The organism is Acidipila sp. EB88 (assembly GCF_003858395.1).
GTDB lineage: Bacteria > Acidobacteriota > Terriglobia > Terriglobales > Acidobacteriaceae > EB88.
In genome coordinates, this window is sequence record NZ_QWEV01000005.1 from 1,744,372 (window position 1) to 1,767,380 (window position 23,009).

Annotated in this window: 13 protein-coding genes; 7 read left to right on the forward strand and 6 right to left on the reverse strand. The window is 64.8% G+C overall.

Features of this window, described 5'->3' with window-relative positions; translation table 11 throughout:
* Positions 1–77: 77 nt before the first annotated feature.
* Positions 78–566, reverse strand: coding sequence for a GAF domain-containing protein (locus D1Y84_RS07955; protein WP_124848039.1), 489 nt, complete (start codon positions 564–566; stop codon positions 78–80).
* A 592-nt stretch (positions 567–1,158) separates the two neighbouring features.
* Here D1Y84_RS07955 and D1Y84_RS07960 point away from each other — a divergent pair.
* Positions 1,159–2,271 (forward strand): DNA topoisomerase IB, encoded by a 1,113-nt coding sequence (locus tag D1Y84_RS07960; RefSeq protein WP_233581266.1) that lies wholly within the window; start codon positions 1,159–1,161, stop codon positions 2,269–2,271.
* A gap of 222 nt (positions 2,272–2,493) precedes the next feature.
* Positions 2,494–4,083: a nitrogen regulation protein NR(II) gene (locus D1Y84_RS07965; RefSeq protein ID WP_124848041.1), complete on the forward strand. Its 1,590-nt coding sequence runs from the start codon at positions 2,494–2,496 to the stop codon at positions 4,081–4,083.
* A 20-nt stretch (positions 4,084–4,103) separates the two neighbouring features.
* Here the strand turns inward: D1Y84_RS07965 and D1Y84_RS07970 are convergent, their stop codons facing one another.
* On the reverse strand, positions 4,104–4,865 hold the full coding sequence (locus D1Y84_RS07970; protein WP_124848042.1) for a hypothetical protein: 762 nt from the start codon (positions 4,863–4,865) through the stop codon (positions 4,104–4,106).
* Between the two features lie 316 nt (positions 4,866–5,181).
* On the opposite strand from D1Y84_RS07970, the gene D1Y84_RS07975 reads away from it, so the two are divergent.
* Entirely contained in the window at positions 5,182–6,816 is a 1,635-nt protein-coding gene (locus D1Y84_RS07975) for a VWA domain-containing protein (protein ID WP_124848043.1), read from the forward strand.
* 261 nt (positions 6,817–7,077) lie between these two features.
* Here the strand turns inward: D1Y84_RS07975 and D1Y84_RS07980 are convergent, their stop codons facing one another.
* Positions 7,078–7,302 carry a hypothetical protein gene (locus D1Y84_RS07980; protein WP_124848044.1) on the reverse strand — a complete coding sequence of 75 codons (225 nt, stop codon included), beginning with the start codon at positions 7,300–7,302 and terminating at the stop codon, positions 7,078–7,080.
* A gap of 140 nt (positions 7,303–7,442) precedes the next feature.
* On the opposite strand from D1Y84_RS07980, the gene D1Y84_RS07985 reads away from it, so the two are divergent.
* Together D1Y84_RS07985 and D1Y84_RS07990 are read left to right on the forward strand one after the other, a co-directional pair.
* Positions 7,443–8,156, forward strand: a complete 714-nt coding sequence (locus D1Y84_RS07985) for a Crp/Fnr family transcriptional regulator (RefSeq protein ID WP_233581267.1) — start codon at positions 7,443–7,445, stop codon at positions 8,154–8,156.
* Between the two features lie 152 nt (positions 8,157–8,308).
* Positions 8,309–9,349, forward strand: a complete 1,041-nt coding sequence (locus D1Y84_RS07990; RefSeq protein ID WP_124848045.1) for a lipopolysaccharide assembly protein LapB — start codon at positions 8,309–8,311, stop codon at positions 9,347–9,349.
* Between the two features lie 88 nt (positions 9,350–9,437).
* Here the strand turns inward: D1Y84_RS07990 and D1Y84_RS07995 are convergent, their stop codons facing one another.
* On the reverse strand, positions 9,438–12,980 hold the full coding sequence (locus D1Y84_RS07995; RefSeq protein ID WP_124848046.1) for a TonB-dependent receptor: 3,543 nt from the start codon (positions 12,978–12,980) through the stop codon (positions 9,438–9,440).
* Positions 12,981–13,280: 300 nt separating this feature from the next.
* Between D1Y84_RS07995 and D1Y84_RS08000 the strand changes: the two genes are divergently transcribed.
* The gene (locus tag D1Y84_RS08000) at positions 13,281–16,727 is read left to right on the forward strand and encodes a S53 family serine peptidase (RefSeq protein WP_124848047.1); all 3,447 of its coding nucleotides are present in this window, start codon (positions 13,281–13,283) and stop codon (positions 16,725–16,727) included.
* 110 nt (positions 16,728–16,837) lie between these two features.
* On the opposite strand, the gene D1Y84_RS08005 is transcribed toward D1Y84_RS08000, so the two are convergent.
* Both D1Y84_RS08005 and D1Y84_RS08010 read right to left on the reverse strand, forming a co-directional pair.
* Positions 16,838–19,300 (reverse strand): GH92 family glycosyl hydrolase, encoded by a 2,463-nt coding sequence (locus tag D1Y84_RS08005; RefSeq protein ID WP_233581268.1) that lies wholly within the window; start codon positions 19,298–19,300, stop codon positions 16,838–16,840.
* Positions 19,301–19,394: 94 nt separating this feature from the next.
* The gene (locus D1Y84_RS08010) at positions 19,395–21,740 is read right to left on the reverse strand and encodes a GH92 family glycosyl hydrolase (protein ID WP_124848048.1); all 2,346 of its coding nucleotides are present in this window, start codon (positions 21,738–21,740) and stop codon (positions 19,395–19,397) included.
* A gap of 141 nt (positions 21,741–21,881) precedes the next feature.
* Between D1Y84_RS08010 and D1Y84_RS08015 the strand changes: the two genes are divergently transcribed.
* Positions 21,882–22,988 carry an alpha/beta fold hydrolase gene (locus D1Y84_RS08015; RefSeq protein ID WP_124848049.1) on the forward strand — a complete coding sequence of 369 codons (1,107 nt, stop codon included), beginning with the start codon at positions 21,882–21,884 and terminating at the stop codon, positions 22,986–22,988.
* The last annotated feature ends 21 nt before the right edge of the window (positions 22,989–23,009 follow it).

The window sequence follows — 23,009 nt, forward strand, 5'->3', positions numbered from 1 at the left end:
ATGGTGGGGCGTGTCCACAACGCACACGCCCCTAGCGTCGCAGGTGGCGTGCAGCCACCACAGCGGTCACAGCGCCTTCAACCTGCCTGCCGAAGTCGAAGCTCCACCAGTTGATCGGTCTGCTCTGCCAGCAGCTTCAGCCCGCGCACCTGCCACACTTTCAGTTCCCGGGGGATCACATCGCAGACGCAGATCGCACCGATTTTCTGCCCGGAAGGCAGATGAATCGGCGCCCCGGCGTAGAACCCTATCCTGCCTGTCATCATCACGGGGTATTTCGCGAACTTTGGGTGCGCGGCCACGTCTTCGACCTGGAACACGCCTTCCTGCTCCATCACGTGCCGGCCCAGGCTGCGCTCCAGCAGGACGCGGTCAGCATCCACGCCATAAGCCCCCGTCAGGTACAGCCAGGGCTCCAGCACCACCGAGACCATGCCGATCGGTGCCCAGCAGAGCCCCGCCGCCAGTTCGGCCAGGTGGGAAAATGCCTCATCGCGCCCGGCGATCAACTCTCCGGATGTAGCGCCGCTCCAGGCCTCCCGCCTTGGTGGCAGGTCGCTGGTCACGATGCTGGATGTGCGACGTCGCGGACCGCTGTGCACTGTGTGCGTCCTCCCTAAAAATTGCCGCGATAGACCCGCGGACCCGCCTGTACCAACTGCCGCCGGATTTTGCCGGACGCAGCGATGCAGCCCTCTACTCTCGAACGTGTTCGTAAAAGCAGCCCGTTCAGAGGCCGTGCTAAGTCATTGCCGCTCATGCTAGCTCATGAACTAATCCCTGAATGTTCGATCAGACGCAAACTTCTTCATTCAGGCTTCACCCGGAAGCGTCCCCGGGCCATAGCTCTGCTTACTAAGTAAGGCATCCCCTCATTTGCTGCCGGCAATCCGCCGCCATCAGCACAGCGCCAGGCACTCACCCTGCGCACTCCGGCAGAGCCTGGTCCCGTATGCCGCACACTGTCTCACGAAAACACGCCACGCGCTACCCCCCAACGAACAGGCATCCTAAACTCCCATGTCGCAAGCGTCAAACCACCTGCCGACCTCCCCAGGCAAGCTTTCGGACGTCCCCCTAGGCTCACCAGTCCCCTCCAGCAAAGCGGCAGCGGCCGTCGGGCGCTCTGCAAAGGGAGGCGGCCCCAAATCGCACACAGTGCGCCGGACCACTCCCCGCGCCACCAGGCCGGAGCAGGCAGAGCCCATCACAGACCCGGAGGAGTCCGCCCATGCCGCCGGCCTCCGCTATGTCACCGACGCGAGCCCCGGCATCCATCGCAGGCGCCATGGCAAAACCTTCCGCTACACCGGACCCGATGGCACCCCGGTCCGCGACGCCAGGACCCTGGCCCGCATCAAGTCCCTCGTTCTTCCTCCCGCGTGGAACGACGTCTGGATCGCAAACAGCGCCAACGCTCATCTCCAGGCCACTGGCCGTGACGCGCGCGGCCGCAAGCAAAGCCGCTACCATCCCCGCTGGCGCGAGCACCGCGATGAAACCAAGTACGAGCGCATGACCCTCTTCGCCGGTGCACTTCCCGGCATCCGCAAGCGCATCGAGCATGACCTCGCGCAGCCCGGCCTTCCGCGCGAAAAGATCCTCGCCACCATCGTCAGCCTCATGGAGGCGACGCTGATCCGTGTGGGCAACGTCGAGTACGCGCGCGAAAACAAGTCATACGGCCTCACCACCATGCGTCAGCGTCATGTGGAGGTCCACGGATCCCGCATCACCTTCACCTTTCAAGGCAAAAGTCGCGTGCATCACACCATCAACCTGCAGGACCGGCGTCTCGCCGCCATCATTCGCCGTTGTTCCGACCTCCCCGGCTACGAACTTTTTCAATACCTCGACTCCGAAGGCACCCCGCACTCCATCGACTCCACCGAGGTCAACGAGTACCTCCGCGAAATCACCGGCCAGCACTTCACCGCCAAGGACTTCCGCACCTGGGCAGGCTCCGTGCTCGCCTGCGTCACGCTGCGTGAGTTCGCGCCCTTCAGCACCGCTGCTGAAGCCAAGCGCAATGTCGTGCAGGCCATCACTGCTGTTGCCGCGCGGCTCGGCAATACTCCTTCTGTCTGCCGCAAGTGCTACGTGCACCCTGCCGTGCTTGAGGCCTATCTCGGTGGAACCACCACCCAGGCTGCCAAGCAACAGCTGGAACACGAGATCGCCGAGCAGGCGCATGCCCTCCACGAAGACGAGCTTCTGCTACTCGAACTTCTGGAACAGCGATCACTGCTCGATACCGCCAAACCCTCATGAGTCGAGAGGGTTCCCGGCTGCTGCTCCTCTTATCGGAATGTGGGCCCGAAAAGTTCTACAGAAATCAGGGGCACGAAAGTTGAGGGTCGGTACGCAGGTAACTTTACCCCGGTTACTTTGCGGGGAGACACTCAAGTGGGATGTAGCACGCTGCATCCCGGTATGCGCAGCATCCGGTGTCGAGCCGGCCGTCACACCCGCGCACCTGCGCACGAGGCAAGGATGGACGCCAGACACGCTGCTCCCACGCTTGGCATTCTCGTCGCGGAGCCAACCGCACGGCGCCTGCTGGAGAGCGTCTGCTCCCAGCTCGAGCTCGTGCCGGTGATTCTGGCCTACGACGACGCGATCTTTCGCGATCACGGCGGCGCGCTCGACTCCCTGCACACCATGGAGCTGCTCGTTGCAGACCACGGCCTCGCGCACCGTATTCGCAAGGTATTTGCCACCCGCGAGGAGAATATCGAAGCGATCCACCCAGCTTTGGTCGCGTTGGTGGCCGCTCCTGCCGAGGCGCCACTGCGCCTCTCCGACCTCACCCGCGACCTGCAATCCCTCTCCACGGCCACCTCGGCGGACCCTGCTGAGGGCGGGAGCAAGCCCGGCGCACCGGAGTTCGAGGGCGTCATCACCCTCCCGCAAAGCCCGGCCTCTGTAGTTGCCCAGCTCGGCGTCATTCTGTTCGCCCATCGTGCCTACGCTCGCCGCTACCAGACCGCTTTGGACGAGCTCAGCCTCAACCGCCGGATCTTCCGCTCCGTCACCAGCGGTATCAGCATCGCCGACGCCAGCCTGCCGGACACCCCGCTCGTCTACGTCAATCCGGCCTTTGAGCTCATGACCGGCTACAGCCTCGAAGAGGTCGAAGGCAGAAACTGCCGCTTCCTGCAGGCAGGCGATCGCGACCAACCGGGCATCACCCTCATCCAGGAGGCCCTCCAGTCGCGCCGCGAAACCGTCACCCTGGTTCGCAATTACCGCAAGAATGGTGAGCAGTTCTGGAATGAACTCTCCCTTTCCCCCATCCGCAACCGGGATGGCGCAGTGACCCACTTCGTCGGCATTCAGAGCGATGTCACCGCCCGCGTTGAGTTCGAAGAAGCCCTGCTGCAAAGCGAGAAGCTCGCCGCCGTCGGCCGCCTCGCCGCCTCGATTGCCCACGAGATCAACAATCCGCTAGAGTCAGTCACCAACCTGCTCTACCTCGCCCGCTACGAAGTCGACGCGGAACGCCGCGACTATTTCCTCGAGCACGCCGATCGTGAACTCCGTCGCGTCGCCCTCATCACCAACCAGTCCCTGCGCTTCTACAAGCAGTCCACCCGGCCCCAGGCCATCCGCCCCGTGGACCTGCTCAGCGCCGTGCTCGACGTCTACGCCTCACAACTCGTGGGAAACGGCATCACGGTCGAGCGGCGCGACCGTATGTGCGCCTCCATCGTCTGCCTGGAAAGTGAGATCCGCCAGGTCCTCAACAACCTCGTCGCCAACGCCAAGGACGCCATCCGTGAAAGTGGCCGCCTGCTGGCCCGTACCCGCGAGGCCACCCAGTGGCGCACCGGGCACAAGGGCATCTCCATCACCATTGCCGACACCGGCAGCGGCATGAGCGCCGAGACCCTCGGAAAGCTCTTCAACGCCTTCTACACCACCAAGGGTGATCTCGGCACCGGCCTCGGCCTGTGGGTCAGCCGCGAGATCGTGCTTCGCCACCACGGTGCCCTCGCCGTGCGCAGCCGCGAGTCACAGCCGGGCCGTCCCGGCGGCACGGTCTTTACCCTGTTCCTGCCCTACCAGGCCGTTACCGTTTGACCGCTCGCCTGCACCCCGAACTAGTTGCCCGCCTCCTGCAACACGCCGGTACCATGTGTCCCATCGCACGCCCCGCCCGCAATCTGCCACGCAGTGATCTGCAACTGCGCGGCATCCTGGCTAAACGTCCCTGAGGCTGTCAGCGTGACCGGTCCGCTGGTAAACGTGGTCGCCAGCGAGTTTCCGGAAATCGTTGAATCGGTCACGGTCGGTTGTGTTGCAAAGCACGCACTGCTCGCAAAGTTCGCATTCCCGGTCACGTGGAACACCCCGTTCCCGTCTGGCGCGCTCCCCTGTTGCAGCATCGCCGAGACCGCCGTGACCGCCCCGGTCGAGCCCGTAAAGTTCCCTGCGTAGTTCCCCGCGATGGCTGCAAAGTGCGCCGCCGCCACCGTGCCTGAGGCCAGCCCCGCGCAGGGGCTGCCGTTGAAAGCGTAGGTGGCATTGCCCAGGCTCCCGCCACCGGTTGCCAGCACACCCGCTACCGCCAGCGTGGTCCCGGCAAATGGCTGCGAGGTGAGCTGTAGCTCATCAGCAGCCCCCACGGCCCCCGCCAGCGACACCGTGGTCGTTGCCGGGAGGCAGCCACCCTGCGCAAAGTGCGCCACGGCCGCCAGTCCGGCGGCCCCGTTCATCACGCCCATGTTCACCACCGCCGCCACCGAGCCATCCGGTCCCGCAAGCTGCAGCGACCAGTTCCCCAAAGCCGTTGCACTCGCCGCCGCATTCTGCGCAGGCGACGCCACGTCTGTAGAGCAGCCCGCGGCACAAAACCCCAGCAACACGGCTCCCATCACGGCGCACAGCCGTGCTCTCCACCCACCAACACCCATGTGCCTGCCTCAACCGCGCGAATCCTGCGATCTCTGTGATTGCTGCGGAAATATGCCTTCAGCCTAACCACCCCCCGGGCAGTGCAACGCCGCATGCCGCCGCTTTGCGTCACCCAGGTAATGGCGCGGAACCAGTCCGGAACCAGACCGAAACCAATTCGGGAACAAGCCCGCAACGACGCCGACCAGCCCCGCTCCCCGGGCAGCATGCACCCCCCGTTCCCGCATCCCTCTACCACCGGCCGTCGAGGAGAGGGCCATCGCCATGCGCCACGTCGCCCTCGTCCTGCCGCTGCTCGCGTCACTGCTCACCTCGCCGCTCACTGCGCAGTCCGCCCCCGCCGACCCCCAGGCCGCGCCCTACACCCTCCGCTCCACCACCCGCCTCGTGGTTGAAGACGTGCTCGTCACCGACGCCCACAACCATCCAGTCGCAGCGCTGCCGCGTACCGCGTTCCATCTCTCCGACGACAACCACCCGCAAACCCTGCGCACCTTTGAAGAATCCACCACCCCCACCGCACCCGGGCCATCTGACCCGGCCGCGGCTCCCGGCACCTTCTCCAACGCCGCCCTGTCCAACGGCTCGCGTGTCATCAACGTCCTCCTCATCGACAACATCAACCTCGAAGTGGAAGACCAGATGTACCTCCGCGTTCAGGCCCTGCACGCCATCAGCACCCTGCCGCCCGCCACCGCGGCCATTGTCTTCCGCTCCACCGGCCACGGTGCACCCGTCATGGTGCAGTCCCTCACGAGCGACCACGCCCTGCTCGCCCGGGCCGTCGAGAACAGCGTCCCCGCCTTCACTACGCCCGCCTTTCCGAGCGTTTCCAAGGCCCTGTCGACACTCGACTCCCTGTCCAGCTATCTCGCGCAGTACCCCGGCCGTAAATCTCTGCTCTGGCTCGCCGGCAACTTTCCGCTCTTCACACCCCTTGGGGATCCCGGTGGCGTGCCCGGGTTCGGGCAGATGCAGGAGGCTATCCGCTCCACCCAGCGCAACCTTGAGGCCGCCCGCGTCGCCGTCTTCCCCATCGATGTGCGTGGCGTCGTTAACGTGGGCGGCACCATTAACGGCGCCCACTCGACCAACATGGACAATCCCACCGGCTCCCCGGTAACCCAGGGCGAAGACGTCCGCCAGCGCGGCTCCTGGGCAGCCATGGACGAGCTCGCCAACAGCACCGGTGGCCAGGCTTTCTACTCCACCAACGCTGTTGCCCAGGCGATGGACAACGCCCTCACCCTCGCCCGCCACGCCTACACCCTTACCTACTCGCCCGAGCCCTACGCGGCCAACGGCGCATTTCACAAGGTCCGCCTCACGGTGGACGGCCCATTCCACGTCTCGTACCGCCTCGGCTACTACGCCGACGAGCCCAGGTCCTCCGGTTCCCTCGAAGCCGAACGCGTCTCGGCCCCTGCCGACGCGGGCGATCCGCATCCACCCGCTGCCGTGCCTCCCATCGTCTTCCTCGCCGAGGTCCACCCCGCCGCCGACCCCGCCCCTGCGCCCCCCGGCACCGGCGGCATCCCGCTCACGGTCCACTACTCCATCACCGCAGGCGACCTCGAGTTCACCCACGACCCCTCCAGCCGCAACCAGGCTCGGTTCAAGGTCGCCGTGCTCGCCTACAACGCTGACGGCGATATCCTCTCCTCCGCCATCGACACCGTCACCACCCACTACTCCGACCCGCAGCTTGCCCTGGCCCGCCGCACCGGCGTCCCCATGTTCCAGCAACTCCGCGTGCGCAAGGGCGCCCGCTTCCTCCTGCTTTCCGTCGTTGACCTCGAAACCGGCCGCACCGGCACCCTGCAACTCACCCTTGCCTCGGCCGAAGCCGCTCCCAGGCCAGGCTCAAGCCCTGCCCCCGAAAACGCCTCACATCCCTGACGCACCCGGGCTTCGGCATCCAGGGGCCTTCTCCAGGGCAGCACCCTTCCGGCAGCCGGAGCCGCTTGGATCGCACCTGATCCTCAACCAGGGAAAACACCTAAAACACCGCAAGCCCGAACCGGTCCTCAGGTCGCGAGCAGCACACAGGCCGGTACGCTCAGGCGCCTCACGCAGGCGGCAGCTTCACAACGCGACAGCAACCACTCCCTAGCCCAACCACCACGCGGCCCGGCAATACCTGCGAACACCCGTGGCCCCTCACTCGCAGCCAGTCAGCAGGTCTCCCGGGTGCCCGGGGCCGGCATTCACCGCTTCCAGGTGGTCATACAAAAAGCGGCTGGGGAAAAAAGCATATCTGCCATCCGCAAAAACAATCATGACTCCATCGGTAAACCGGGTCGCCTCAACAATGATGGGGTCCACACCAGCAACATTGCGCTCTTCACCGCTCATGCCTAGATGAGTGGCGCGTCTTGGCTTCATGTCTGTTTTACAGGAAACAAAAATATGAAATAGTTAGAAGAATCCGTTCAAAACACTCGCATAGTGTTTCTCGGGTGGATCATCGTGGACCTAGCAGTCCAGAAGCTTCAGGCCCGTAAGGATCCTGGGAGGCCCGTACCGTGAAAATCCGTTTCGAAAACCTCCTCTTGCAATCCCTGCATGAAGACACCTTGCGTCGGCTCAGCCCGCAGCCGATAAATTTTGAGTTGATGTACGACCTCGAACTCATGGGCGAGCCCATCCGCTACGTCTACTTCATCGAGGCAGGCATGGCCTCCATCACCACCACCTTCGACGATGGCTCGCAGGTCGAGGTCGGCATGGTCGGCTACGAGGGAGCCGTCGGCATCACCGCCATGATGGGCACAAAGCTCTCCCTCAACCGCGTGTACACGCAGATCCCCGGGCGCGGCTACCGCGTGCCCCTGAAAACCGCGAAAGAAGAGTTCAATCGCTCGCCGCATTTCCAGACCGTGATGATCTGCTACGTGCAAAACCAGCTCATCCAGGCCATGCAGACCGCCGGCTGCAATGCCAAGCACAGCATCCAGGAGCGCCTCGCCCGCTGGCTGCTCACCTGCAGGGACCGCGTGAAAAGCAACCGCTTCAACATCACGCAGGAGTTTCTCGGCGACATGCTCGGGACCGGCCGCCCCTCTGTCACCGTCGCCGCCGAACGCCTCAAGCAGGACGGACTCATCACCTACAAGCGCGGCGACATCGAGATCCTCGACATCGCCGGCCTCGAGGCCCGGTCGTGCGAGTGCTACGCCACCGTCAAGGACCATCTGGAAAACTTCCTGGAATACGACGACGGCCAGGCCCGCGCCTAAGCAGCCGCCCCTCCTCTGCCGACCCGCCCCGACCTGCCCGGGCACACGCCCCCCACCGCAACACGCAGCCTCGCCGCCCCCCAACAGCGAGGCTGATTCTTTGCCAGCTGCCCCCAGCCATCCCCAGCCGCAGGCGCTACCATGGAACCGGAATGCTCCGGCCCTCGCTCACCACGCTCGTGCTCTCGCTCCAGCTCGTCGCTCCATCCGCTGCCTACACCCAGCAACCAGGCTCCTCTGCCCTGCCCTCCGCACCGCCGCCGTCCACTCCCCCGCTTCCCCAGGCATCAGGCACCCCGACCCTCCCCGGCCCGCTCATCCCCTCCGACCACGCCGACATCGCCGCCTTCCTCCGCGCCGGCAACCTGGCTGAGGCCGAGCGTCAGTGCCGTGCGGCCCTCACCCGTGAACCTGACTCCGCCGATCTCCAGTACCTGCTGGGCTACATCCTCTTCCGTGAAAGCCGCCCCACCGACTCCCTCCAGGCCTACGCCCGCGCCGCCACCCTGCGCCGTCCGCAGGCTGCGGATCTCATGGTGGTCGCTTCCAACTACGTCGTTGCCGGCGACTTCACGCAGGCTGACCACTGGTTCACCCGCGTCACCCAGTGGACCCCCCACGACGCACTCGCCTGGTACGACCGCGGCCGCGCCGAGTACAAGCTCGAGCAGTACCCCGACGCGCTGGCCGCCCTGCAAACCTCCCACCAGCTCGACGCCGGCAGCGCGCGCACCGAAGACAATATCGGCCTCGCCTACCGCATGCTCGGCAACCCCGCGCAGGCCATCGCCGCCTTCCGGCGCGCCATCGCCCTCGAGTCCGCGCACCCCACCGGCTACTCGCTTCCCTTCCTCAACCTCGGCGAGCTGCTCTGCGCCCAGGGCGACCTGGGCAGCGGCCTGCCCCTCCTCGAGAAATCCGTGGCGCTTTCCCCCTCTAATCCCAAAGCCCTGCAGGCACTCGCGCAGGTGTACCAGCAGCAGGGCCGCGATGCAGACGCGGAACACGCCCTGCGCGCCGCTGTCGCCGCTGCACCCGGCTCCTCCACGCTGCACTACCTGCTCGGCCGCCTCTACCAGAAGGAGCACAAACCCGCCGAAGCAGCCGCCGAGTTCCAGCGCACCGCCGCTCTCCACCAGCAGGGCGCGTCCTCCGACGTTCCCGATCGCAACGCCCCTCCTCCCTCGCACTAGCCAACGCGCCGCGGCAAAAAAGAAAGAGGGCGACCGGTTAAGCCCGGTCGCCCTCTTCGGCGTTGCAGCGTTGGGTGGGTCGCCTTCTTTAGAAGGAGACGCGGAAGTAGGCCTGCCCCTGGCGCGGCGTGTTGCCCTGGCACGGTCCTACTACGTAGCCGAACTGTCCGTTCGGATTGTCCGCCGTGTTCATATCGCTGACGTTGGCATCGCTGGGTCCGCACACCTGCATGCGGTTCAGGATGTTGAAGTACTCCATCCGCAGCTCGGCCTGCACGCCCTCACCGAACTGGAACTTCTTCGCCAGCGCGACGTTCTCCACAGAGTTGAACGGGTTGCGCAGGTTGCTCTGGTTGCGTGCTGCATCGCCCACAGCCACGCGGCCCGGGTCGGTAAAGGCATCCACGTTGAACACTGGCTCCGGTGCTTTCGATGTGTACTGCTTGTAGTAGTTCTTGTAGTTCAGGTGGATCGGCGCGCCCGGAACAACATTGGCACGGTTGCCACCTGTTGCCAGGGGTGAACCCGTCGCGCCGATGCCGAACGGTGTTCCTGCTTCGTACTGGAACGTGCCGCTCACCTGCCAGCCGCCCACCACGTTGTTCGCGATAAACCGGCTGCCACCGCTGAAGTACGGCTTGCCCGCACCGAACGGCAGTTCGTACACGCCGCTCAACACCGTCACCTGCGGCTGGTCTGCGCTCGACACGGCCCACTCCGCACGCTGGTTGAACTTGTTCAGGGCGTTCGGCGTGCTGGTGCTGAAACCTGCATCCGAGTTCGACATGGTGCGCGAGTACGTGTACGACAGCAGGAAGCTCAGCCCATCGGTAAAGCGCTTCTGCAGTTGCGCCTGCACTGCGTTGTAAATCGATACGCCGTTCATATCGAAGTTGTTGAGCGTGTTGCCGTCCTCTGTTCCCAGGTACTGCGGCAGCTCCAGCAATGCCTGCTGCGCAATCGTCCCGTTCGGGAAATCCGTGGCGAAGTTCGCATACGGCGCGTAAAGTCCGTTGAACATCGACAGTCCGGCGGTCTTCAGTGCCGCCTGGCCGAGCGCAGAGTTCCACGGCTGCAGCAGCGACTGTCCCAGCGCAAGGTAGCGCGGGTCCAGCTGGTTGGTGTCGTTCAGTGCCGAGACCAGGTGCACCCCGTGGTTGCCCACATAGGTCACGGCGCCGAACAGGTTCCACGGCAGCTCCCGCTGAATGCCAAGGTCGAACATCTGCGAGTACGGCTGACGGATCCCGCTCTTCTGGAATGCATGCAACTCACCCGAGCCGTTGCCCAGCGAAGCAGTCAGGGTTGTTGCTACCGGGTTGGCTAGCACCTTCGCATCCCAGCTTCCATACGCCGGCACATTGGTGCCGCTCGACGTGGTCTGCACAAGGCCCGTCAGCACGTTGCCATAATCAAGTGCAACTTTGCTGGTTCCAAATTCATAGGCGCCGCCATCCAGGAACGTGATCGCATAGCCGCCCGAAAGCACCGTCTTCTGGTTGATCGCGTACGCAAAGCCAAGCCGCGGTCCCACGTTCTTCCAGCTGATATCCGCGCGGTTGAACCCTGCTGCCTCTGGTCCATGTCCCAGCGAGGTAGCCGCACCCAGCAGCGGGCCATTCGGCCCTACTGCGCCCGGGTTGGGCTTGTTCACATCCAGGAAGGCAACGTTGCCGGGGTTGTCCACCGTGAAGGGCACCAGGATGTCGTAACGCAGGCCCGCATTCACCGTGAGGTGCGGCGTGATCTTGATATCGTCCATGATGTACGGCGAGATCGCGAAATTGCGCAGCTTGGTTTCAAACGCCTGCTGCCGCTTCGCGCTGTCCACCTGTCCCAGCAGGAAGCTGGCAAACGCGTTGCCCGTCGAGCTCTCGTTCGCGCCCGTCAATCCGGTGTTGCCGTTGCTGGTCGTCAGGCTTGAGAATGCGAAGCCGCCCGTGCAGTAATCGCACTCGTGGTCGTCCTGGTAAGCGCGCCGTGTCTCAAACCCGAAGTTGAAGGTGTTGCGTCCCTTCGTGTACAGGTAATTGTTTGAGAACGCCAGCCCAAGCTTGCGGTTGATGCTGCTGATCTCGCCAGCGCTGCCGGCGCCCCAGCCCGTGGGTGCATCTGAAGCAGAGCCGCCAAAGGTGATGGTGGGCAGCGTTGTTCCATCCGCCACACCCGCGAAGTTCACGCCCTGGTGCGCGTTGAACTCGTTGTTGATCTCGCCCATCCAGCCAAAGCCGGCAGTGATCACAAGCTTGGGCGTAATCGAACCCGTATAGGTCAGGAAGAAGCCGGAGCCGATACGCGGCTCGGTCTTCAAACCCGAGAGCTCGTTGCTGAAGTAGGCATTGTTGTCGATCGCCGGCGAGTTATGGAGGTCGCGCCACTCGCTGTAGCGAATCGTGTGCCGGTCGTTGAAGGAGTGGTCGATCGTGAAGCCGAACGAGGTCTGCGTCGTCGTCAGCACGCCGATCTGCGAGTTGATGTTGTTCGTCAGCCCCGACAGCGTCGGGTCAGGAATCTGCGGAATCAGCGAAGCGGACAGCGCGCTGATACAGCTCTGCGGAATCACGTTGTTCGGGAACTGCTGTCCGGCTGTCAGTCCAGCGCAGTTCAGGCCCGCCGGCACATAGATTGGCGAGTACCCTGCGAAGTTGCCCTGCTTGGCCTGTGCCGTCGGCACCGTCATCGTCACTGCGGGCTGCTGGTTGTACTTGAACCACTCCGAGCTCGCGTGGAAGAACGTGCGGTTGCGCCCGTCATACACGTGCGGAATCAGCACCGGTCCACCGACCGAGAAGCCGTAGTTGTTCTGCTTGTCCACCGGCACCGTCGGGTTGATCTGCACCAGCCCGCGCGCGTCGAAGTAGTTGTTGCGGTTGATCTCGAACGCGTCGCCGTGGATCTTGTTGGTGCCGCCGACGAAGTTGTAGTTCACCGCGCCCTGGCCCAGTCCGTACTGCGTCGAGAACACCGAGCTCGACACGTGGAACTCGTTGACCATTTCGAAGGGCGGATTGATGTAGCTCTGGAAGCCTTCGGTCTCCGACTGGATCGCCGGCACACCCTGGAACAACACTTCGTTCTGGAAGTCCTCACCACCGGAAATGCGCTTTGAGAACTCGCTGCCCGTCACGCCCGGCGCCAGGAAGATGAAGTCGTCAATCTGCCGCGCCTGTCCGTTCAGCTGTTCCGGCAGCTCCTGCACGACCTTGTTTTCGATCGTCACGCCGACCTGCGGCGTATCCGTCTGCAGTGAGATCGCAGAGCTCTTCACATCGATCGTCGTGGAGGTTTCGCCCGTGGTCAGCATGCCGTTCACGTTCGAGGTGCGGCCCGTTTCTACCGTTACACCGCTGTGCGCAGAGGTCTGGAAGCCCGGCGCCGTAAAGGTCACAGTGTAAGAGCCGGGCACCAGGCTCGGGATCGTGTAGGAGCCAGCCGAGCTGCTCACGGTGCGTGTGACAACACCGGTTGCCACATTTGTCACCGCGACCTGGCAGTTGCTGATCACCGCGCCGGAAGCGTCCGTGACCGTGCCATTGATGCCGTTCAGCGTCTGCGCCATGAGCGCGGTCGAGGCCAGCGCTGGCAGCACAAGCGCAGCCAAAGCTGTACGCCTGAGGGGAGTATTAAACATGAATTCCTTTCAAGGTAAGCGCAGCAGAAGGCAGGGTCTGACCAACACTTGCATCCGCTTGCATCAAGGTTGCGCAGGATCAGCTTATGTTGCGGCTGTTGCGAGCGCAAGGAAATCCGCGCGCATAAGCAGCTTTTATTCTGCCAAATCTCCGCAATCTTGGAAACGTTACCAGCCACGGCCCGTCGATCGCGCTCCACTGCAGGTTGCTGATGACCTCGCGCGCATTTTGAGGTATGGTGTGTCGCATCCACCGCAGGCAGTTTTTTTCGCAGCAATCACGCAGGCACAGGAGCACCCTTGCACAAGATCAGGCGCCGCCCCCACTTCCTCATCACCAGTCTTCTGCTGTCCACGCCGCTGCTGCTGCCGGCGAGCAGCGTTGCTCAGCAACGTCGCGCACTGCCCAGCAAACTTGCGGCCCCCGCCGCTGAGCCTGCGGTCGGCAACGTGCCTGACTCGCAGCTTCTCCCCTTCGGCATCACGCTGCCGTTGCGCAACACCGCCGAGCTGCAGCAGCTTCTGCGCGCACAGCAGGATCCCAAGAGCCCCAGCTACCATCGCTATCTCTCCAGGGCCGAGTTCGCCGAGCGCTTCGCGCCTACCCAGGCCGACTACGATCGCGTCACCGCCTTCGCCAGATCGCAGGGCTTCACCGTGGTAAGAACTTTCTCCAACCGCCTGCTGCTCAACGTGCGCGGCACACCCACGCAGATCAACAAGGCCTTCGCTGTCACCATGCAGTTCCACCAGCGCACCGCGGCCGCCGCGAAGTACTACGCGCCCGATGCAGAGCCCACCGCCGATGCCACGCTGCCCATCCTCAACGTCGTCGGCCTCAGCACCCGCACGCTCCCTCAGCCCATGCTCGCGCACGCCAACGCCGTCCACGCCAACACCACCGGCTCCGGCGACAGCGGTCAGTTTCTCGGCAGCGACATGCGTGCCGCCTACGCGCCCGGTGTATCTCTCGACGGAGCAGGCCAGTCTGTCGCGCTTGTTGAGCTCGGCCCCTACAACATCAGCGACGTCAACGCCTACTTCAAGGCCGTCAACCAGCCGCTCAACGTGCCGATCTACAACATCCTGCTCGACGTCGATGGCGTCTGCTCCGGCTGCGACGACGGAGAAGAAGTGATCGACATGGAGCAGGCCATCTCCATGGCCCCCGGCCTTTCTGGCCTGCTCATCTACGAGGCCTACGGCTCCGGCAGCGATGCGCTCACCGCCTTTGCGCAGGCCGCCAGCGACGACGTGGCCAAGCAGCTCAGCCTCTCCTTCGGCTTCGGCGGCACGCCTTCCACCGAGCCCGGCTATGAGCAGGTCTTCATGCAGCTCGCCGCGCAGGGGCAGAACCTTTTCATCGCGTCCGGCGACAGCGGCGCCAACGTGGGCGATGTCGGCTACCCCGGCAACAGCCCCAACGTCACCGATGTCGGCGGCACCGATCTCGTCACCACCGGCCCCGGCGGCGCATGGCAGTCCGAGAGCGCGTGGGTCGGCAGCGGCGGCGGCTGGAGCACGCAATCGCCCATCCCCGCCTACCAGGCACCCGTCATCAACAGCGCCAACCAGGGTTCCACTGCGTACCGCAACATCCCTGACATCGCGATGGAAGCCAACACCGACAACTTCTACTGCGCCAACGGCAGCTGCCAGGACGGCATCGGCGGCACCAGTCTCGCCGCGCCGCGCTGGGCCGGTTTCCTCGCGCTCGCCAATGAGCAGGCCGCAGGCAATCCCATCGGCTTCGTCAACCCGACCTTCTATCAGCTTGGCCAGGGCTCGTCCTACACCACCATCTTCCACGACATCGTCACCGGCAACGACTTCAATACCACCAGCCCCGACATGTTCCAGGCTGTGCCCGGCTACGACCTCACCACCGGCTGGGGCACGCCCGACGGCCAGTCCATGCTCAACACGCTCGCGCCCGCATCGCTCGCCGCTGCGCCCAACTTCGCACTCTCCGCAAGCCCTGTCACGCTGCAGCTCGTACCCGGCGCATCGGCAACTACCACGGTGACAGTATCGCCAACGAATGGCTTTACCGCCCCGGTCGATCTCAGCGTTCAGGTCATCAGTGCGCCCGCCGGTGTCACCGCCGAGCTCGCCACTACGACCCTCACCGGCTCAGCCCAAACCACGCTCTCCATCAGCACCACCTCCGCCACGCCCGGCGGCAACTTCGTCGCGGCCGTCACGGGCACCAGCAACGGCATCACGCACACCGCCTACGTCCAGCTCGCGCTGCCTGACTTCACCCTCACGGCAACGCCCGCCACGCTCTACGTCAACCAGGGTGCAAGCGCTTCCGCTGCAGTTGCGGTCGATGCCATCAACGGCTTCTCCACTCCCGTCAGCCTTGCGCTCACCAGCCTGCCGCCTTTCGTCACCGGCGGCTTTTCCCCGGCTACCACCACGACCAGCAGCACGCTGACCCTCAAGGCAGGCGCCACCGCCCCCGCAACCAGCGGCTCGCTCCTTCACGTCTCCGGCACCGCTGGCGCCACCACCCGCGTCGTACCCTCGTTGTCCGTGGCGGTCAGCGCGGCACTCGGCCTCTGCGGCCTCGGCACCCCGGTTGATCTATCAAAGAGCTACAACCTGGCCGCCATCCGCACCGACGGCACCGCCTTCACCGACGGAGGGCTCGACGGCGGCGGGTATGCCTTCTCCTCCACGCTGCTCACCGGCAGCCGCGTACTCAACGGTGTGCTGTTCCGCCTCGGTGCCGCCAACGTTGCGGATGCGGTCTACGGCGCGGGCCAGGTCGTCGCTCTTCCCTCTGGCCGCTTCAACGCCCTGCAACTGCTCGCCACCGGCATCGATGGCAACCAGTCCGCGCAAGCGGTAACCGTCACGTATACAGATGGCACCACGGCGCAGCTAACCCCCAGCTTCAGTGACTGGTTCACCCCATCGGTCAACGTCGATGAAGGTGAAGCCGTGGCTATGCCGTATCGCAACACCGCCGCCGGCGTCGCCGACCCTCGCCAGTTCAACCTCTACAGCTACACGCTGCTGCTCAACAACGCCAAGACCGTCAAGAGCATGACGCTGCCCACCAACCGCGCCGTGGTCATCCTCGCCGCCACCCTGTCGGACCTGCCCCTCGGTAAGGAAGTCAACCTCGCCGGCAAGTACAACGCCACCGGCATCTATCCCGATGGCGCCACCTTCCCTGTCGACGGCGGCTACGACGGCGGCGGCACTGCGTACTCCGCCAACCTGCTGCAGGACGCCTCGCCCTCCGGCGAAGAAGTTGCCGTTGGTCTCGCACAGTTCCACCTCGCGGGCAGCAGCGTCCCCAACGTGGTGTACGGCGCGGGGCAAACCATCGCTCTCCCGCTCGGGCACTACACCAGCCTCAAACTGCTGGGCAGCGCCGTGCAGGGCGACCAGCTCGATCAGCCCGTCGTCATCCAGTACTCCGACGGTACCGTCGACTCCGTCAACCAGAGCTTCAGTGACTGGTCCGCGCTTTCCGGCTACGCCAACGAGTCCCTCGCCATCTCCACCGCTTATCGCGACAACAACGACGGCACCACCGACGTGCAGGACTTCAACCTCTACCTCTACACGCTCCCGCTCAACCCGCTCAAGCTCGTGACCGGCATCACTCTCCCCAACAACCGCAACGTTGTCTTCACCTCGATGACGCTGGCCGTTCCCTCAGCGGTCGGTCTCGAGCCGCTGCTCTGCCCGATCCTCGCCCCGATCCTCCACCCCGTCACCATCCAGTAAGCACGCACTCTGCACACGCAAAAGAAGCGGTGGTGAGTCTCGGTACCACTCGAGCCTCACCACCGCTTTTCCGTGCTCCCATCAGCATTCGCGGCCGGGCCAATCCCGCATCAACGCTGTGCCGCGCCCTCTGCTCCAAACGAAGGCGGCGCATCGCCGGGCTGTGTCCCCCACTGCGCGTTTGGCTTTGCCGACAACACAAACCGCAGCGTGCCGCCCTTGAGCGCAAACTGCTCCGGCAGCCACGTCCGCGAGCTCGGCTTGCCGTCCACGAGCAACGCGTCCACATAGAACGCATGCGCTGCATCCCCCTGCGCACCGCGCTGCGCTTCAATCCGCACATCGCCCGCAGCCCGGTGCACCACCACGCGATCAAACAGCGGACTGCCCAGCACAAACTCCGCACGCCCCGGGATCTCCGGGTACAGCCCCATCATTGCGAACACGCCCCACGACGACATCTCCCCCAGGTCATCGTTGCCCGGGATCCCCTTGGGTGTATTCGTCCACAGCGTGTCGAGCACCTGCCGCACCAGCTGCTGCGTCTTCCATGGCTCGCCTGCAAAGTCATACAGCCACGGCGTCTCCACCGACGGCTCGTTATTCAGCTCCGCATGCAGCGGTCCAGCGTTGGTCACGGCAGGCGCGCCCTTGTCGTCATAGAAAAACTTATCAAGCCGCGCCCGCGCCTTGTCCATCCCGCCCATCGTGGCAAACAGTCCCGCTTCGTTGAACGGCACCATCCACACATATTGTGCGGCCGTGCCTTCCACAAAGCCTGCGCCCGTGCCCGGCGTAAACGGGTGCGGCGCATGGTCGCTGTCGTTGTCGTCATCGCCTTCGTTGGTCGGCCAGCTTCCATCGGCGTTGCGATCCATAAAGTAGCCGCCATCCGGCGCGGCCCTCGGGTTCCAGATGTTCTTCCAGTACTGCGCGCGCACCACGAACCGATTTTGTGTCGCCGCATCGCCCAGGTGACCGGCCAGCGCCGAAATGCCAAAGTCCGCCGTCGCATCCTCCAGCGTATCCGCCGCCGCGCCCCACGCTGGCGCACCCAGCGGGATGTAATGCAGCTTCAAGTACTGGTCGAGGCCAGGCCGCTCCCCGGGGCACTCCACCGGGCAGCCCTTCGCATCCAGGTCCTGCGCGGTCGGCACCTCCGCCGCACGCACCAGCGACGCCAGCGCAGCCTTTGCATCGAACTGCCTGCCGCCAAACGCCCAGATATCCGCAATCGCCGGCGCCGCGGGGTCGCCGTTCATCACGTGCGTCGCTCCGCCCATGTGCGTCCACCGGTCCCACCGTCCGCCGTCCTGCACCGACTGGTTCAGAAGGCTCTGCGCGATGTCGCTGCCCACCGCCGGGTCCAGCCACGTCACCAACTGCAACTGCGACCGGTACACATCCCACCCGGAGAAGTTTGCATACTGCGCGCCCTGCTTCGCCACCACCTGGTGCACCGCGCCATCCATGCCGCGATACTGCCCATTCACGTCGCTGTACGTCGTAGGCGTCTGCAGCGCGTGGTACAGCGCCGTGCTGAACACCGTGCGCTGGTCAGCCGTGCCACCCTCCACCGCAATCTGCCCGAGCCGCTTGTTCCACGCAGCCCGTGCCTTCGCCGCAACCTCGTCCACGCTCGCGCCGCTCGTGCTTTCCGCGGCAAGGTTCTGCTCCGCATTGGCCTCACTCACATACGAGATACCCACCCGCACGTGCACCGCGCCGCCTTTGCCAAACCCCAGCCACACCCCCGACCCGTGCCCGGCCTCGGGAAACCCCTTCGCGCCGAACCCCGTGCCGCCGCTCACCTCCGCAGCGCCCGGCATCAACGTGGTGTCTTTCCACGCGCCATGCTCTTCGACCGCGCGGTCAAAATGCGCCACGAAGTACACCGTGTAGTAAGCGCGTCGATCGGCCTCATTAATGTAACCGCAAAAGTTACCGCTGCGCACCGACCCGCGCACCGTGCCGGTCGCGACGTCCACCTGCGTCGAGGCCTCGGTCGAGCCAGCCTCCGAGTCCGACGTGCGCACCAGCACCCGCGCCGGCTGCCCCTCCGGAAACGCAAACGAAGCCGCCCCCGAACGGAGTCCTGCCGCCAGCTTCACTTGGACGCCGTCCGCAAGCCGCACTTCGTAGGAACCCGGCACAGCCTTCTCATCCGCATGCGTAAACCCGGCTGCATAGCTCGTGCGGAAATCCTTCGAAGGCGACGCGTCGATTGCTCTTGTCGTCGGCATCAGCGGCACATCGCCCGAGCCGCCCGCGCACCCCCAGCCCTCCACGTTGGTCAGCGAGAAACCACGCAATTGCGTCGCGCGATACTCATACCCGCCCGGCGCCGCAATCATGCGCTTCGGCGAAATCGGCGAGGCCTCCGGGCTGAACTGCACCATCCCGAACGGCATCGTCGCTCCCGGAAACACGTTCCCGCCATTCGCCGTGCCGATGAACGGATTCACCTCCGCCGCACGGTCCTGCACCGCGCCCTGCGTCTGCGCACCCACCACCAGCCCGGCCGCCATCCAGCCCAGCACCAACCCACGCACCGACACACGCTTCCAGCCCAAGCAACACCTCCAATGCATGCGGCCGCGCAACGCGCAGCCGCATGTCCACAAACCACCCTCACCCACACACCCGCGTCAACAACAGCAGGCGCACTTACCCCTGCTTCTGCGCACTCATCGCGAACTCCAGCGTGCCACCACGCACCAGTGCGTCATGCGCAATTACCGGCCCCGCCTGCTGTTTCCCGTTGAAGCGCACCGACCGCACATACACCGTCTCCGGCGTGTTACCCGGCGCTTCCACCACCAGCTTCTTGCCGCCCGCGAGCTGCACCGTGGCGCGCTGAAACAGCGGGCTGCCAAACGTGTACTCCGGCACCGCCGGGCACACCTGGTAAATACCCAGTGCGCTCAGCACATACCACGCCGCCATCGAGCCCGTATCCTCGTCGCCCGCAAACCCGTCCGGCGAGTACAGCTCGTTCATCACCCTGCGCGCCCAGAACTGCAACCGCTCCGCCTTGCCCGCATGCGCAAACAGGTACAGCATGTGGTGCGACGGCTGGTTCGAGTGCGCATACTGCCCGAACGGCACCGCCGCCATCTCCGACATCTCGTGAATCTCCGAGCCGTACACGCCCACCTCGAAGATCGGCGGCGTCGCCAGCATCTGCTCCAGCGCTTCGGCCGCCGCGGCCTTGCCGCCCATGCTCTCCATCACGTCCGCAATCGCGTGCGGCGCATCCCAGCGGTGCTGCCACGCCGAGCCCTCTTCATACGGGCTGCCCCACACGAACGAGTTGAACGGCGCCAGCCACGAGCCATCCGCATTCTTGCCGCGGAAAAACTTCACCTCCGTGTCATAGATATTGCGCCAGTACTTCGAGCGCTCCATAAAATGCGCGTAGTCGTCCGTCTTGCCCAGCGATCTGGCAATCTGCGCAATGCAGAAATCCCCATACGCCGCATCCGCCGTCTCCGCCACCGACTGCTCGATCTTGTCCGCAGGCACATAGTGCAGCTGCATGTACTCGGTTACACCCACGCGGCCAAACCCCTTGTCCGGGTCGCCCACTTGCGTTGCGTGCTTCTTCAGCCCCGCAAATACCACCTCGCGGTCAAACATCCCCACGTTCTTCACGATCGCGTCCGCAAACAGCGAATCGATCAGGCTGCCCGACATGCACGCGCGATACCCCGGCGCCGGAAACTGCGGAAACCAGCCGCCTTCCTTGTACGCGTTCACCCACGCCTGCAAAATCTCCGCAAGCTTCTCCGGAAACAACAGGCTCGCCAGCGGATACCAAGCGCGATACACGTCCCAGTACCCGTGATCCGCATACATCACCCCCGGCTCCACCTTGCCGTTGAACGCGGAGTAATGATGCACTCCCGAGCCCTGTGGCACCGGCTCATGAAAGGTCCGCGGGAACAGCATCGTCCGGTAAAGACACGAGTAAAACGTGCGCTGCTGCTCCAGGCTCGCACCCTCAATCGCGATGCGCCCCAGCATGCCGTTCCATTCCTCCGCCGCACGCTGCTTCAACGTCGCAGCATCGGCCTTGCCCACCTCCTGCTCGAGATTGAACAGCGCCTGCTCTGCCGAAATAAATGACGTCCCGATCCGCGCTTCCAGGTGCTCGCCCTGCGCAAACGACACCGCGACCGTCTGCCGCACCGCGCCCGAGCGATCCTTGTGCTCCGCCACCACGCAGCTCTCCCACACCTCCGCGAACTCCACCACGTAGTAGCACGCAAACCCGTCCGGCGTGCCACCCGAGCTCTCGCTCGACGCAAACTCGATCCGCCGCGACTCCTTGTGCTGCTGCACTTCGCCCGCAAGCTTCGGAATGTCGATAATCAGTCCGGGCTTGCGCGGCGTGTCACCCGGCAGCGCCGCGTCGTACTTCGCGGTGATCACCGAACAGCGCGTCGTCGGCACCAGTTCCACCCTGGCGCGATAGCGCAGCAGAAACAGTTCGAGAGAGTTCGGCGCAAGCTTTGCCTGCTCTGGAATATACGAAGAAGCCCGCGCGCTCGCGTCCGGGGTGACGCTGCCCGACACCGGCAAAAATGTTGCAGAGCCATAGTCATACAGCCACGGACTCAACTGGTGCGTGCACCGGAACCCCTGCGTACGCCGGTTCCACGGCTGAAAAAACCACGGCGTCCCCGCGTCCGTCTGGATCGTCCAGTGCGCCATCCCGAACGGCGTCGCCGCAATCGGCAGCGTGTTGCCATGCGAGAAACGCGGCGTCGACTGCGTTCCCTGCAGCAGGTTCACCAGCTCCACCGGACTCGCCGTGGCCGCGCCTGCAGCGCTTGCCGCCGCTGCACCATCCATGTGCGTCTCGGCTGCTGCCATCGCCGTGGAATCGTTTCCAAGAAACGTCGCGGCTGTAACTACCCCGGAGACTTTCAGGAACTGTCTGCGACTTGCTCCGCCTGTTGCTGCAACGCCGTTCGCGGAACCGAGGGACTCGGAAGCACTTTTCTTCATGCTTCATGCTACCCGCATCGTGGCGCCTGTCGGCCGCAAAAGTGATGCTTGGTTCGTTCGCCTATCCCACTCACAAGAGGCGATCCGCGCCTGTTCCATGCGCGCACCCGCATAGGCACGGGCGCTGTTTACACTCGAGCCATGCAAAGCCTGCGGTTCGCGCTGCTCTGGTCGCTGTGGCTAGCCGGCTTCATCCCCGCATTGCTTGCCGCGCCGCGTCTACAGGTCGTGCAGCCAGCGTTCACCAGCACTGCCGCACCCGTGGTCCCGACCAGTCTGCTCACCGCGCCACAGCGACAGGTCTATCTACGCGATGGACGCCGACTCAATCTTGTCTGCCTCGGCTCGGGCGCACCCACCATCCTCTTTGAGTCCGGCACGGGCGGTGGTGTCTTTGACTGGCGCTTCGTGCAGGCCGTCGTGGCGCGTCATACCACTGCCTGCGCTTACGATCGCGCAGGCTTCGGCTTCAGCGATCCAGCGCGGCGAAGGTCCGATGTCGACAATGCCGTCGACGATCTGCATCAACTCGGCGAGCGCGCCGCTCTGCCTCGACCCTTGCTTCTGGTCGGCCACTCCAACGGCGGCATGTACGCGGTACGGTTCGCACAGCAACATCGCAGCGAGGTCGCGGCACTCGTACTGGTCGACCCGGGCTTTCCCGGCCAGCAGGACTTCACCCGCTACGGTCTCGCTCCCGCCAGGGCCGCGGAGCTCGAAGCCGGCAACGCAGCGTGGATCCGCTCGGCGCAGCACTGTCTCGACCTGGTGCGCTCCGGCATCCTCGCGCTGCGTGCATCCTCGCCCTGCCTCGATCAGCCGCCCAATGCCGACTCCGCGCTGCATCGTGCCTTGAACCGTATCGACAGCAGCCCCGCCTATGCTGCGGCGCTCCTGTCCGAGTTCCAGAGCACGTTTCGCAAACGCCACGGCGCTACGGTGAACGATCGCGAAATCCCCATGCGCCCCGGGAGCCTCGGCGCGCTCCCGCTCACGGTGCTCACCGCCAGCCGTCACCCGGCTGCCCCGTCCGACTTCACCCCCGCCGACCAGGCGAAGTACTACCGCTTCTGGCGCGCGGGACACGACCGTCTGGCTGCCCTCTCCACGTGCAGCCGCAACCGCGTCGTCCCCGATTCGGGCCATTTCATTCAGTACAATCAGCCACAGGTTGTGATCGCGACCATTCTTGCGGCCCTGGCGGACGCGGGGCGCCTCGCTCCGGCCACCTGTCGCTCCGACCACTGACGCACCCCGCGTCCGATGGAA